This window comes from Chelatococcus reniformis (genome assembly GCF_014640075.1).
In the GTDB taxonomy this organism is placed as follows: Bacteria; Pseudomonadota; Alphaproteobacteria; order Rhizobiales; family Beijerinckiaceae; genus Camelimonas; species Camelimonas reniformis.
The window spans coordinates 83,594-97,259 of the sequence record NZ_BMGG01000002.1; the positions used below are offsets into that span (position 1 = coordinate 83,594).

General features: G+C 67.4%; 15 protein-coding genes. All 15 read left to right on the forward strand.

Translation table 11 applies throughout. From position 1 onward, the window contains the following. Positions 1 to 195 precede the first annotated feature (195 nt). Positions 196 to 999, forward strand: coding sequence for an SDR family NAD(P)-dependent oxidoreductase (locus tag IEW34_RS04995; RefSeq protein ID WP_244641797.1), 804 nt, complete (start codon positions 196 to 198; stop codon positions 997 to 999). A gap of 233 nt (positions 1,000 to 1,232) precedes the next feature. Continuing rightward, a complete protein-coding gene (locus IEW34_RS05000) occupies positions 1,233 to 1,574 on the forward strand; it encodes a hypothetical protein (protein WP_188608067.1) in 342 nt (113 codons plus the stop codon). 203 nt (positions 1,575 to 1,777) lie between these two features. Then, the gene (locus IEW34_RS05005; RefSeq protein ID WP_188608068.1) at positions 1,778 to 2,356 is read left to right on the forward strand and encodes an OsmC family protein; all 579 of its coding nucleotides are present in this window, start codon (positions 1,778 to 1,780) and stop codon (positions 2,354 to 2,356) included. 38 nt (positions 2,357 to 2,394) lie between these two features. Beyond that, a complete protein-coding gene (locus IEW34_RS05010; RefSeq protein WP_188608069.1) occupies positions 2,395 to 3,714 on the forward strand; it encodes an O-acetylhomoserine aminocarboxypropyltransferase/cysteine synthase family protein in 1,320 nt (439 codons plus the stop codon). Positions 3,715 to 3,791: 77 nt separating this feature from the next. Then, on the forward strand, positions 3,792 to 4,823 hold the full coding sequence (locus tag IEW34_RS05015; protein ID WP_188608070.1) for an isopenicillin N synthase family dioxygenase: 1,032 nt from the start codon (positions 3,792 to 3,794) through the stop codon (positions 4,821 to 4,823). A 217-nt stretch (positions 4,824 to 5,040) separates the two neighbouring features. Next, positions 5,041 to 5,823 carry a class II aldolase/adducin family protein gene (locus tag IEW34_RS05020; protein ID WP_188608071.1) on the forward strand — a complete coding sequence of 261 codons (783 nt, stop codon included), beginning with the start codon at positions 5,041 to 5,043 and terminating at the stop codon, positions 5,821 to 5,823. A gap of 538 nt (positions 5,824 to 6,361) precedes the next feature. Beyond that, on the forward strand, positions 6,362 to 7,237 hold the full coding sequence (locus IEW34_RS05025) for an ABC transporter substrate-binding protein (protein ID WP_188608072.1): 876 nt from the start codon (positions 6,362 to 6,364) through the stop codon (positions 7,235 to 7,237). A gap of 18 nt (positions 7,238 to 7,255) precedes the next feature. After that, positions 7,256 to 8,383: an LLM class flavin-dependent oxidoreductase gene (locus tag IEW34_RS05030; protein WP_188608073.1), complete on the forward strand. Its 1,128-nt coding sequence runs from the start codon at positions 7,256 to 7,258 to the stop codon at positions 8,381 to 8,383. 57 nt (positions 8,384 to 8,440) lie between these two features. Further along, positions 8,441 to 9,055: a carboxymuconolactone decarboxylase family protein gene (locus IEW34_RS05035; protein WP_188608074.1), complete on the forward strand. Its 615-nt coding sequence runs from the start codon at positions 8,441 to 8,443 to the stop codon at positions 9,053 to 9,055. Next, a complete protein-coding gene (locus IEW34_RS05040) occupies positions 9,052 to 9,408 on the forward strand; it encodes a thioredoxin family protein (RefSeq protein WP_188608075.1) in 357 nt (118 codons plus the stop codon). The genes IEW34_RS05035 and IEW34_RS05040 overlap by 4 nt, the downstream gene beginning before the upstream one ends. Then, entirely contained in the window at positions 9,405 to 9,797 is a 393-nt protein-coding gene (locus IEW34_RS05045) for a RidA family protein (protein ID WP_210324454.1), read from the forward strand. Before IEW34_RS05040 ends, IEW34_RS05045 begins: the two co-directional genes overlap by 4 nt. 62 nt (positions 9,798 to 9,859) lie before the next feature. Next, a complete protein-coding gene (locus IEW34_RS05050; RefSeq protein WP_188608076.1) occupies positions 9,860 to 10,990 on the forward strand; it encodes an ABC transporter substrate-binding protein in 1,131 nt (376 codons plus the stop codon). Positions 10,991 to 11,159: 169 nt separating this feature from the next. Next, a complete protein-coding gene (locus IEW34_RS05055) occupies positions 11,160 to 12,047 on the forward strand; it encodes a branched-chain amino acid ABC transporter permease (RefSeq protein ID WP_188608077.1) in 888 nt (295 codons plus the stop codon). Further along, positions 12,044 to 12,937, forward strand: a complete 894-nt coding sequence (locus IEW34_RS05060; protein WP_188608078.1) for a branched-chain amino acid ABC transporter permease — start codon at positions 12,044 to 12,046, stop codon at positions 12,935 to 12,937. Before IEW34_RS05055 ends, IEW34_RS05060 begins: the two co-directional genes overlap by 4 nt. Continuing rightward, on the forward strand, positions 12,934 to 13,659 hold the full coding sequence (locus IEW34_RS05065; protein WP_188608079.1) for an ABC transporter ATP-binding protein: 726 nt from the start codon (positions 12,934 to 12,936) through the stop codon (positions 13,657 to 13,659). Before IEW34_RS05060 ends, IEW34_RS05065 begins: the two co-directional genes overlap by 4 nt. Positions 13,660 to 13,666: the final 7 nt, after the last annotated feature.

A 13,666-nucleotide genomic window follows, 5' to 3' on the forward strand; every position in this document is an offset into this window, starting at 1 on the left:
CTCGCGGACAGCCGCGTGGCGCTCGACGGGCCGATCGCCGCCTACTGCGGCGGGGGGCGTGGCGTCGGCCTACTTCACCCTGGTCCTCGCCACGCTCGGCATCGGCGTGACCCTCTACCCGGGCTCGTGGTCGGACTGGATCACCGATCCGCAGCGGCCGATCTCGACCTGATCCATCACGACGCGGGGCTGATCATGACGATTCAAGACATCTTCTCGGTGCGCGGCAAGCGCGCCATCGTGACCGGCGGGGCGAGCGGCATCGGTCTCGCGATCGCGGAAGGGCTGGCGGAAAACGGCGCCCACGTCGCCATCATCGATCGCGACGAGGCGAGCCTGGCGGAGCAGAACCGGGCGTTGCGGGAACGCGGCCTGACCATCCAAGCCCTGAAGGCGGACGTCGCCGATGCGGACGCCATCGGCGAAGCGGTCGCCGGTGCCGTGCAGAAGCAAGGGGGCTTGGATATCATCTTCGCCAATGCCGGCGTCACCGGCGGCTACGGGCCAATCTCGGGGCAGGGCGGCAGGGGGCGGCTGGAGAGCCTGGATCTCGGCCTCTGGCAGCGGACCCTCGATATCAACCTGACCGGTGTCGTCCACACGCTCCGGGCCGCCGTGCCGGCGCTCAAGGCCGCGAAGGCGGGCAAGATCATCGTGACGGCGTCGATCGCGGGCCTGCGCGCCAACGCGGCGATCGGCTATCCCTACACGGCCTCGAAGACCGCCCTGGTCGGCCTCATCAAGGAACTGGCGCTCGAACTCGCCGAGTTCAACATCCAGGTGAACGGGCTGGCGCCGGGCCCGTTCAAGACCAACATCAATGACCGCCGCTTCCACGATCCGGTCGACGCCGCGATCGAAACAGCGACCGTGCCGCAACGCCGGCTGGGGGAGCCGGCGGAAATCAAGGGTCTCGCCATCCTGCTCGCCTCCGGCGCGTCGAGCTTCATCACCGGAACGGTGATCCCGATCGATGGCGGCAAGACCGCCGGAAGTTGAATGCCGGCGCTGACTGAATTGGCACCCCTATTGAGAGCAGCAGGGCGAGCATAAATGCTGCAACGCAGAGATCGGCAACCCTCATGTTGCAGCGCGGTGCCGATGCCAATGATAGAAAGATCCTCTCAATTCCTCTGCAATTTGGTATGTTTTTCCGAACAGCGCGCATGACAGCGCCTGCGCTCGCGCGTTAGCATGTATCGGCACTTGGGCGCATCGGGGCGAGCATTGCCATGATAGATCTCTCCGAGCAGAAAGCGTTCGATTCCTGTCGGGTCAACGTCTTCTATAAATTCGTTGCTGAATATCGCTTCTTCATGAAGTGGCAACAGGACGTGCAGCAGGTCAGAATTCGAATCGAAGAGGATCCGTCCGGCCAGTTCGTCTTCTCCCAAAGCCACTACATCCAGACACCCCTGCATCGCACCCCGGTCGTCGTGCCCCGCGCGCACGACGCCTCGGCCGAGGGGGCCCTGCAGCGTGCGACCGAGACGATCGTGCCTTATTTCGAGGAGGCGGTGGCCAGAGGCTTTGCGCCCTCGCGCGGCTGGTTTGTGCTCAACGAAGCCTACTGACGGCGGCGCGCCCGGAGCGGGACAACCGAGCTGGGTCCCGGATGCGGAAGGGCTGTTGCGTGGCGATAAATTCCACGCCTATGCGTTGTGATGGCATAATAATCTAGTAATTATATCGTAATAGACAATCGATGTCATTGACGAATACTGAGTCGATTGGAGATGATCGTCCGAGATTTAACAGACCGGTCGAGGAGGGTGGCATGTCGGACGCGTCGGATCTCAATGCCTATCTGGTGCAGAAGCGCGCCGCGCTCGGCGAACGGGCGACGCGGATAGCCGACGGCACGCTGGCGACCGTGCCGCTTGCCGCAACCGTGCGCGTGGAGGGCCGCTCAGGCGTCCGGCGCATTCGGGTGCGCGATTTTCAGGTCATCACCGACAGCCCGCCCGACTTCGCCGGCTACGACCTGGGTCCGAGCTCGCCCGAGCTTCAGCTCGGCATTCTCGGCAGCTGCCTGACCCATAGTTTCCTGATCCAGGCGGCTCTCCTGCACGTGCCCATCGAGGCGATCGAGGTGGAGGTCTCCGGGCAGATCGATGCCAGGGGCGCGCACGCCGACCACCCCGACGTCCCGGTCCATCCGCACGAGATCTCTTACGTCGTCCACATCACCTCGCCGGTCTCGAGGGAGGAGATCGCAGCGCTCGAAGACAGGGTCGAGCGCAGCTGCCCGATTCTCAACCTGCTGCGCAAACCGCAGAGCATCGCCGGATCCGTCGCCCATCATGTGCCCGGCGCCGAAGGTCACACTCCCCGGGCCGCGTCTCGCGCAGCCTGACGCAGCCGCCCGATATTCCCGAACTTGCAGGACACGCCATGACCACCGCACCGCCCTCCCAACGCCCCGAGACCATTGTCCTCCACGCCGGGTGGCGCGCCGACACGGCGACCGGTGCGGTCGCCGTGCCCGTCTATCAGACGACCTCCTACCAGTTCCGCGATACCGAGCATGCGGCCAATCTGTTCGGCCTCAAGGAGCTCGGCAACATCTACACGCGCGTCACCAACCCGACGACGGCGGTGCTGGAGGAGCGGCTCGCTGCGCTGGAGGGTGGGGCCGCGGCGCTCGCCGTCGCCTCAGGCCAGGCGGCCTCGGCGTTCGCCGTCTTCGCCCTGGCGCGGGCCGGGGACAACATCGTCAGCGCGACGGACCTCTATGGCGGCACCTGGGCGCTGTTTGCCAACACGCTGAGCGAGCACGGCGTCGAGGTGCGCTTCGTCGACCCGACCGACCCGGAGAACTTTGCCCGGGCGACAGACGCGCGCACGCGCGCCTACTATGCCGAGACATTGCCGAACCCCAAGCTCGCGGTCTTCCCCATCGCAGAGGTCGCCGAGATCGGCCGGCCGCTGGGCATTCCGCTGATCGTCGACAACACCGCGGCGCCCATCCTGGCGCGCCCGCTGGATCACGGCGCTGCCGTGGTCGTCTACTCCACCACCAAATACATCGGCGGGCACGGTACCTCGATCGGCGGCGTCATCATCGACGGCGGCAATTTCGACTGGGAGGCTTTTCCTGAGCGGCAGCCCACACTCAACACGCCTGATCCCAGCTATCATGGCGCGGTGTGGGTCCAGGAGGCCAAGGCGCTGGGGCCGATCGCCTTCCTGCTGCGGGCACGCCTGCGCCTCCAGCGCGACTTCGGCGCCGCTCTGTCGCCCTTCAACGCCTTCCAGATCCTCCAGGGGCTCGAGACGCTGCCGCTCCGTATCGAGCGCCATGCGGAGAATGCGAGGGCCGTGGCCGAGTTCCTGAGCGCGCGCCCCGAGGTCAGCCGAGTGATCTATCCGGGCCTGCAGACGGGCGCGGCGCGATCCCGCGCCGACGCCTACCTCAAGGGCGGCTACGGCGGCCTGGTCGGCTTCGAGCTGGCCGCGGGCCATGCCGCCGGGCGGCGCTTCATCGACAGCCTCGAGCTGCTCTACCACGTCGCCAACATCGGCGATGCCCGCAGCCTCGCCATCCATCCGGCCAGCACCACCCATTCCCAACTGTCGGTCGAGGATCAGCTCTCGACCGGCGTGTCGGCGGGCTATGTCCGTCTGTCGGTCGGCATCGAACACATCACCGATATCCTGGCCGATATCGAGCGCGGCCTCGATGCCGCCGGCCGGCTGGCCGAAGCGGCGTGACGGGGCGCGGCGGGCGCACCGATCCGAGGCCGGCGCCACGGCGCCGGCCTCGAAGTTGAGAACGAGGACAAGCATCCATGAATCTGCGCGTCGTCACGCTGAACGGCCTGCCGCTGCTCGACCTGTCGCGGCTGGAGCAGGGCCAGCCCGAGCGCGACAGCTTTCTCGACGATCTCAGGCGCGCGGCCCGCGACGTCGGCTTCTTCTACATTGCCGGGCATGGCATCCCCGATCACCAGATCGAACGGGTGCTCGAGCTATCGCGCCGCTTCTTCGCGCTGCCGGAGGCCGACAAGCTGGCCATCGAGATGGTCAACTCCCCTCATTTCCGCGGCTACACCCGTGCGGGCCTGGAGATCACCCGCGGCGAAGCCGACTGGCGCGAGCAACTCGACATCGGGGCCGAGCGGCCGGCGCTGGCGCGCGATCCGGCGGCCCCGCCGTGGACGCGCCTCCAGGGCCCGAACCAATGGCCCGACACCCTGCCGGAGCTGAAGCAGGCGCTGCTGGCCTGGCAGACCGCGGTGACGGATGTCGCCGTGCGCCTGCTGCGCGCCTTCGCCGAGGCGCTGGAGCAGCCGGACGACATCTTCGAGCCGATCTATGCGGATGCGCCCAACCAGCACATCAAGCTGATCCGCTACCCCGGCCGGGACCAGACAGGTTCCGGGCAGGGCGTCGGCGCCCACAAGGACAGCGGTTTTCTCACCCTGCTCTTGCAGGATACGCAAGGGGGGCTCGAGGTCGAAAGCGCCTCCGGCTGGATTCCGGCGGTGCCGCTGGCGTCGACCTTCGTCGTCAACATCGGCGAGCTCCTGGAACTCGCCTCCAACGGCTACCTGAAGGCCACCGTGCACCGGGTGGTGACGCCTCCGTCGGGCGCAGAGCGGCTATCCGTTGCCTTCTTCCTCGGCGCGCGCCACGATGCCGAGGTTCCCCTGCTCGCGCTTCCCCCGGCCCTCGCGGCCGAGGCGCACGGGCCGGAGAGCGACCCGGCCAACCCGCTGTTCCACCAGGTTGGCACCAACTATCTCAAGGGGCGGCTGCGCTCCCACCCGGACGTGGCGCGCCGACACTATGCCGACCTGCTGGACAGGCCCGTCGGCTAGTACCGTCTCACCGAGACTTTGACTGCTGGGCGGTGGCAGCGGGCCGGGCTCCTAGAGGATGGAAGGTCGGGTCAAGCCCGACCATGACGTTGAGAATAAATGGTTTCCCTTCCATCGTCATGGTCGGGCTTGACCCGACCATCCATCTTCTCAAAGACTCAAGACCTCAGTGCAGCACCACTAGGGGCAGCATAGCCCGCAATCGAGGAAATCGCTCATGAACCAGATCACGCAGCGCCCCAAGCAGTATTCTCTGGTCGCGCGGCCGCCGGCGGCGACGTTCGAGGAGGAGCGGCTGCATCGCAAGCAGCGCCTGGCCGCAACCTTCCGCCTGTTCGCCCGCTATGGCTTCGACCAGGGGCTCGCCGGGCACGTCACGGTGCGTGATCCGGAATTCTCCGACCGCTTCTGGATCAATCCGCTGGGCCAGTATTTCGGTCACATCAGGGTGTCGGATCTCCAGCTCGTCGATCACGACGGCCAGATCCTCGTCGGCAACCGGCCAATCAACCAGGCCGGCTTCGTCATCCACTCGGCGATCCATGCCGCCCGTCCCGATGTCATCGCGGCCGCGCACACCCACTCCACCTATGGCAAGGCGTGGTCGACGCTGGGCCGCAAGCTCGATCCGATCACCCAGGATTCGTGTGCCTTCTACGAGGACCATGACGTCTTCGATCCGTTCAGCGGCGTGGTGCTCGATGCCGACGAGGGCAAGCGCATCGGCGAGACCATCGGCAGCAAGAAGGCGCTGATCCTCCAGAACCACGGTCTGCTGACGGTCGGCCCGACCATCGAGGCGACGGCGTGGTGGTTCATCAGCATGGAGAACACGGCGCATGCGCAACTGCTCGCCGAGGCCGCCGGCAAACCCAAGCTGATCGCCCCTGACGTAGCGCGGCTCACCGCATCTCAGGTCGGCACCCACAAGGGTGGCTACTTCAGCTTCCAGCCGCTGTGGGATTGGATCGTCGCGGCCGAGCCCGACCTGCTCGACTGAGGACGAGGCGACGTCGCCCGCCCGATCCGCCGATCATGTCCTGCGCCCGGGGGCCGCGACGCCGTGGCCCCCGTCGGCGTTCTTGGCCGAGCCGGGCCGCCGCCTTCCGAGTTAGCCCGCCCCCGGCCTCGATGATGGATCAGCGGCAGGTGCCGCCTTGCGTCGACGGGCGCCACTGCCGCTTGACCGCGGCCCGACCTCAGCAGGCGCGTAAGGGGAGGGAGCGACGTTGGACGCCAGCCCGGCCGCCGTGGCTCGAGACGCCGCTCGCGAACGACGCCGGGCCGCGCAGCAATCGCAGGATAACGCGATTGCAATCGTGGCGGGTGGAAGCGAATACTTTTCTTCGCGGCCCCGCTCAGGCGAATAGATACTCCTTCAAAGCTGAAATATTCGGAAATAGCGTTCTATTGCGGACGGTCTGATGCGGACGTATTTTGCTTCGTGGTCGACGCGTTCGACAAATAGATATCCATAGACCGGCTTTGACTGAAGCGCCGATCACCGTTGGCGTCGATCGGCGTCGAGAATGTATCTCATGAGTATTGTAGTCGGGGCGCACCCGCAGAACCTATCCTTGTCAATTCTCTACAGGCGCTCGCGGGTTGTGGCAGCCCTGCGTGAGCGTGGGATCGAGTTCTTCAACTATGACGCCGGTTCGCAGACCATACCGCTGCTGAAGACGGGCGTCCTGGATATTGCCGGCACCGGCGCCACGCCGCCGATCCTGGCCGAGGCGGAGGGCCTGGCGACGGCCGTGTTCGGCATGTCCGGCGCCCGGCCGGAACGCGGCGGTCTCATCGTGCGCGCCGATTCCGCAATGCAGTCGATCGCTGACATCCGGGGGCGTGGCATCGGGCTGATGCCGATCTCCTGGCACACGCAATTCCTCGCCGCCGAGCTCGATGCGGCCGGCATCGGCTGGGGCGAGGTGCGCGCCGCAGAGATCATACCGGCGACGGCCGCCGACGCCTTTGTCCACGGTCTGCTCGACGCCATCGTCGCCACCGATCCGCTCTACGCCAAGATCGCCGCCCGCGCCCCGGTTCGGATTCTGGCATCGCCTGGCCAGAGCTTCTCCAACCGCTCCGTCTACTGGGCGCGGCGGCAATTCCTGCGGGATCATCCCGATATCGTGCGGGCGCTTCTGGAGGCGCTGATCGCCTCGGACCGCGCGACGGCCGAGGACCCGCGCGAGGCCGCGGCGCTGCTCGACGGCGTCAACGGCAACACGGCGGACCAATGGTTGCCGGCCATCACCTCCCGGCCGTGGGGTGTCGATGCACCGGATGCCGGGTTCCTCGCCGAGCAGCAGGCGCATGCCGACATCTTCGCCCGCTTCGGCCTCATCCCGGCACCAATCGATGCGCGGCCCACGGTCGATGCATCGTTCCTGGGCACGTCGCGGACCTGATCGACGAAGGACTGTGTCATGGACGTTCTCTGGTACCTCACCGGCCCCGATGGCCACTATCCCTGGCGGCCGGATGGAGCGCGCGAGCTCAGCTATCCCTATTTCCAGCAGCTGGCCCGGGCGGTCGACCACCTCGGCTTCACCGGTGCCCTGCTGGCGACGGGCTCGCACGACGCCTGGGTGCAGGGCTCGTCTCTGATTCCCTATACCGAGAACTTCCAGCACCTGATCGCGGCCCATCCGCCGATGCTGTCGCCGACCCTGCTCGCCAAGATGATGACGACCTTCGACCAGTTCTCGAAGGGGCGGCTGCGCGTCAACATCGTCAATGGCGATGCCAAGCTGATGGCCCAAAGCGGTGTGCATCTCAGCCATGATGAGCGCTACGCCTATACGGACGAATACCTCACCGTGCTGCGAGCGCTGCTGCGCGGCGAGACCGTCAACTTCAAGGGCAAATTCATCCATGTGGTGGATGCCGGGCTGCCGCTGCCGCCCACGCAGCAGCCGAGCATCCCGCTCTGGTTCGGCGGCTCGTCGGAGGCGGCCCACGAGGTCGCGGCCAAGCATATCGACACCTACCTGTCCTGGGGCGAGACGCCGGCCCAGGCCGAGCAGAAGATCAAGCACGTCAAGGCCCTGGCCGCGCGCTACGGCCGCGCCGACAAGATGCGTTTCGGCATCCGCCTCTATGTCATCGTCCGCAAGACGGAAGCCGAGGCCTGGGCCGCCGCTCAGGATCTCTACGATCACATGGACGAGAGGGCCATTGCGGGGGCGCAAGCCTACGTGGCCGGCATCGATTCCATCGGCCAGCAGCGCATGTCGGCGCTGCACGGCGGCCGCAAGCCCGCGGACCTGCGCGAACTGGAGATCGCGCCCAATCTTTGGTCCGGCATCGGGCTGGTGCGGCACGGGCCGGGCACGGCGCTGGTCGGCAGCCCCGAGCAGGTGGTCGAGCGCATTCAGGACTACCGGGCGGCCGGCATCGACGTGCTGATCGTCTCGGGCATGCCGCTGCTGGAGGAGGCCTATCGCTTCGCCGAGCTGGTGCTGCCCCGCATCGCCGACCGGCGTGGCGCCGACCGGAGCATCACGTCGGCCTGGACCAAGGACCGGGACGCGGCCTGGAAGAGCGTCGCCTGAAGACGGCCCCTCCAGCCGCAGCGTCCACCCTCCACAGCGCAGCAACGAGGATCAGCTATGTCGGCCGATACCGCCCCCTACATCGATCTTACGCCGGTTGAGGACGCGACAGGGGATCTCAAGCGCCTCTACGACGACCTCGAGCGGGTGAGGGGCAAGGGCCGCGTCTCGAACCTGTTCAAGGCTTACGGCAAGTTTCCGGCGCTCGGCGAGGCCAACTTCCGGCGCCTCAACATCCTGCTCGGCCAGGGGCAGCTTTCCAACAAGCTGAAGGAGGCGGTCATGGTGGCGTTGGCCGAGATCAACCATTGCACCTATTGCGTCGCCTTCCACGCCACGGCGATGCAGGCCCATGGCGCTTCGCTCGACGAGATCTCGGCGGCGCGCAGCTTCGATCCGGATCGTCTCGGGTTGTCCGAAAAAGAGACGGCGCTGTTCGAGTTCGCGCTCAAGGCCAACGGTGATCCGCATGGCATCACGCGCGCCGATGTCGCGGCGGTGCGAGCCGTGGGCGCCAGCGACGCCGACCTGGTCGAGGTGCTCGAGACGGTCAACACGGGCAACAGCTTCAATCTGTTCGCCGGCGCGCTCAACGTCGGCGCCGACGATTTCCTGAATTACTCGCTGGAAGAGGGGCGCTTCCTGACCGAACACGGATCGGCTGCCGCATGAGCATCCCCGCCATCGCCTCCGAGGCGGAGTTCGAACGCGTGCTTGCGGGGCCGGGGCCGGTTCTCGTCGAGTTCACCGGGCCGAACTGCATCATCTGCGGCAAGCTCAAGCCGATGCTCGAGGCGGCGGCGGCCCAGGCGCCGGTATCGATCGTCGAGGCGGATGCGGCGCGGCTGCCGGCGCTCGCAGAGCGCTTCGCCATCCGCAGCGTGCCGACGCTGATCCTCTTTCGCGGCGGCGAGGCGGTGGGTCGCAAGGTTGGCTTCTCGACCGCGGCGGAGCTGCGGCGCTGGGTGGCGCATGCCGGTGCGCCGTCCGTTGCGGCGGCCGCCGAGGGGGCCCGTGCACGATGACCATCAAGTTGATCGACGTGATAGCCGCGCCCAAGCCGCCCGGGCCGTTCTCGCACGCCGCGACCTTCGGCCCCTTCGTCTTCACGTCGGGCATGGGCGGCCTCGACCCGGCGACCGGGCAGGTGGTCTCGGATGACGTGATCGCCCAGTCCGAGCAGGCGATCCGCAACGTCAAAGCCATTTTGGCGGGCGCCGGCTGCACCCTCGCGGACGTGGTCAAGGCCACGGTCTACCTCACGGATATGGCCGACTACGAGCGCGTGAACCGCGTCTACGACGCCGCGTTCGCGCCGCACAGACCGGCGCGCACCTGCGTCGCCGTGTCCAGCCTGCCGGTGCGTGAGCGCATGAAGATCGAGACCGTCGCCGTCAAGCCGGCCGCGGAATGAGGCGGCCGGCTGACACCGGGCCGTTCGCACTGCCCGGTCGGCCACGCAACAGGAGCATTGACATGTCGTCCCCCTATCAGCGTCTCGCGGCCCTTCTCGTGGTGGGCGCGCTCGGGCTCGGCCCCTCGGCCGCGGCGGCGGACACGGTGACGATCGGCCTGGCGCAATCGATCACCGGTGGCTCGCCGGCGCTCTACGGCATCGAGCAGAAGAATGCCGCCGAGCTTGCGGTGGACGAAGCCAATGCGGCCAAGCTCCTCGGCGACCGCAAGATCCAGCTGGTGCACCTGGACGACGGCGCCGACCGCGGCCAGACGGTCAACGTCTTCCAGCGCCTGATCGGCCGCGACAAGGTGGTCGCGATCATCGGGCCCACGCTGTCGACCGGGGCCTTTGCCGCTGATCCGATCGCCCAGAAGGCCGGCGTGCCGGTTGTCGCCGCATCCAATACCGCATCCGGGGTCACCGACATCGGCGACTACATCTTCCGCGTCAGCCCGCCGGAGGATCGGGTCACGCCCGGGGTCCTCAAGACGGTGGTCGACCGCTTCAAGGTCAAGCGCGTCGCGCAGATCTACGGCATCGACGACCAACTGACCAAGTCGGCCTACAACACGCAGAAGAAGGCGCTCGAAGCGCTGGGCGTCGAGATCGTCGCCACCGAGACCTTCCAACGCGGCGACGTCGAGTTCGCAGCCCAGCTCACCAAGATCAAGGCGGCCCAGCCGGACCTCATCGTCCTCGGCAGCTTGGCGGAGGAGTCCGCCGGCATCCTGCGGCAGGCCCGGCAGCTCGGCATTCCCAAGGAGGTGGTGTTCGTCGGAACGCAATCGTCCATCTCGAGCAAGTTCTTCGAGCTGGCTGGCCCGGCGGCCGAAGGGCTGATCGCCGGAACCGCCTGGTACATCGACTCGCCCGAGCCGAAGAACCAGGAATTCGTCAAGAAGTACGAGGCCCGCTTCGGCCGCAAACCCGACATCTACTCGGCCTACGGCTACGACGCGGCCTCGCTCGTCATCAACGCCATCAAGGAGGCCGGCTCCGGCGACCGCAAGGCGGTCCGCGACAACCTGGCCAAGACCAAGAACTTCCCCGGCGTGCTGGGCCCGATCGGATTCGACGCGGGGCGCGAGCCGGTCATCGATCCGAAGATCCTCGTCGCGAGCGGCGGTCGCTTCGTCATCTTCAAGTAGCCGGAGCGTCGGCGATGGTTCGCTCAGCACGCACGCATTCAGCGATCGTCCGGCGCCGACGGAGCCGCTGGGCATTCCTCTCCCCGCAAGCGGGGCGAGGTGAGCAGCTGCACGGCCGGTGGGGCCGGCGGCTGCAACCGCCCGCCCCATACGCATCACGGGACACGAGATGAGCGTCTTCCTTCAGCAGACCGTCAACGGCTTGTCCCTGGGCAGCGCCTATGCGGTCTTCGCCGTCGGCTTCACGCTGCTGTTCGGTGTCCTGAACGTACTGAACCTCGCCCAGGGCGCGGTGTTCATGGTCGGTGCCTTCACGGGCCTCGAGCTCGTGCGGCTCGTCGAGCTGCCGCTGCCTCTCGCCTTCCTCGTCGCAATGGTGACGGCCGGAGCCGTGTCGGTGCTGACGCAGGTGGCCGTATTCGGCCCGCTCGAGCGGCGCGGCGGCCACCGGTGGATGGGGCTGATCGCCAGCCTCGCGGTTGCCCGGCTCCTCGTCGCCATCGCCCAGGAGGTCTTCGGCACCCAGGTGTTGCGCTACCCCTCCGAGCCCTGGATGGAAGCGAGCTGGACCATCGCCGGCGTTCAGATCCAGGGCTTGCAACTGATCGTTCTGGCCACGGCGCTATTGGTGATGGCGGCTCTCGCGGTGCTGCTGCGGGCGACGCAAACCGGCCGCGCCATCCGCACCATGGCGTTCAACCCCAACGTAGCACGGCTCGTTGGCGTGCCCGTGCAGCGCATGACGCTGCTGACCTATTTCATCGCCGGAGCGCTCGCCGGCGCCGCCGGCGTCCAGCTCGGCGTGCTCTACAACGCGGTGTCGCCCTTCATGGGCGAGACCATCCTGCTCAAGGGCCTGACGGTGCTGATCCTGGGCGGCCTCGGCCACGTGCCCGGCGCGGCCCTTGCCGGCCTCCTGCTGGGCCTGACCGAGGTCTACAGCGTCGGCTATCTCAGCTCGTCCTTTCGTGACGCGGTGGGCTTCGGCCTAGTCTTCATCATCCTGCTCGTCCGCCCGCACGGCCTGTTCGGCCTGACGACGAGGCAGCGCGCATGAGCGAGTGGCTCGCTTCGTATGAGAATGTCGTTGCGCTGGTGCTGCTCAACGGCATCCTCGGCATCGCCGCCTACCTGATGCTGATCGTCAACCGGTTCTCGCTGGCGACGGGCGGCCTCATGGCCATCGGTGCCTATGTCAGCGTGCTCGCCACCATGAACTTCGGCGTGCCGTTCGCGCTGACGCTCGTGCTCGGTGGCGTCACCGCCGCGGTGATGGCGCTGCTGCTCGGAGCCCCGGTGCTGCGCATCGAGGGCGACTATTTCGCTCTGGCGACGCTGGCGTTCACCGAGATCGTCCGCATCATCGCCCTCAACTGGGAGAGCGTCACGGGTGGAGCGCTGGGCATCGTCGGCATTCCCACCGAGACGCAGATCTGGCAGCTCGCGCTGGCGCTCGCCGCCCTGACGGCAGCGGTCTTCGCCGTCCACCGTTCTGCCGCGGGCCGGGTCCTGGCCGCCATCCGCGGTGACGAGATGGCCGCCGCCGCGATCGGCATCGACGTGGCGCGCGCCCGGCTTTTGACCTTCGTTGCCAGCGGCGCCATCTGCGGCGTTGCCGGGGCCTTTGCTGGGCACCTGAACTTCTTCATCGGCCCGTCCGATTTCGGCATGATCCGAAGCATCGACGCGATCGTCTACGCCGTGTTCGGCGGCCTGGGCGGCGTGTTGGGCCCTGTCGTCGGGGCGCTGGTCTATACGGTGTTGCCGGAGATGCTGCGCTTCTCGGCGCAGGCGCGCGAGATCCTGCTGTCGCTGGTGATCATCCTGGCGGTGCTGTTCATGCCGCGCGGCCTGATCTCGCTGAACCTGCCGCTGCGGCGCTGGCTGCCGCGGCGCCGCGGACAACGGGGCAAACTCGCGGCCGGCCAGGGGGTTGCCGCCGAATGACTGCGCTGCTCGAGATCAGCCACGTGGCCAAGCGGTTCAATGGCGTGGTCGCCCTCGATGGCGTGTCGGCCCGCGTCGGCCGCGCCACGATCACGGCGGTCATCGGCCCCAACGGCTCGGGCAAGACCAGCCTGCTCAACGTCGTCACGGGCTTCTACGAGGCCGACCGCGGCAGCGTTCGCTTCAACGGCACCGAGATCGCCGGGCGCCCGCCGCATTGGATCGCTCGCCTGGGGCTGGCGCGCACCTTCCAGCACATCCGTCTGTTCGAAGGATTCTCCGTCTTCGACAACGTGCACGTGGCGGCGGAGCGGCGCGGGACAAGCCACGCCCGCCGGCGTGCCGAGCAGGCGCTCGAGGTGGTCGGGCTCGCAGCCGTCGGGCGGCAGCAGGCCGATGCCTTGCCCTACGGGCACAAGCGGCGGCTGGAGATCGCACGCGCCCTGGCGACGGAGCCGGAGATCCTGATCCTCGACGAGCCGGCGGCGGGCATGAACGCGACCGAGAAGATCGAGCTGGGCGAGCTTCTGTTCACCATCCGCGATTTGGGCAAGACCATCCTGCTCGTGGAGCACGACATGGATCTGGTGATGGGCATCAGCGACTATGTGATCGCCCTGAACTTCGGCTGCACGCTCGCCGCTGGGGCCCCGGCCGCCGTGCGCCAGGACCCGCAGGTGATCGAGGCCTATCTGGGCCGTCCCGAGGCGGCCGATGCCTGAGCCTGCA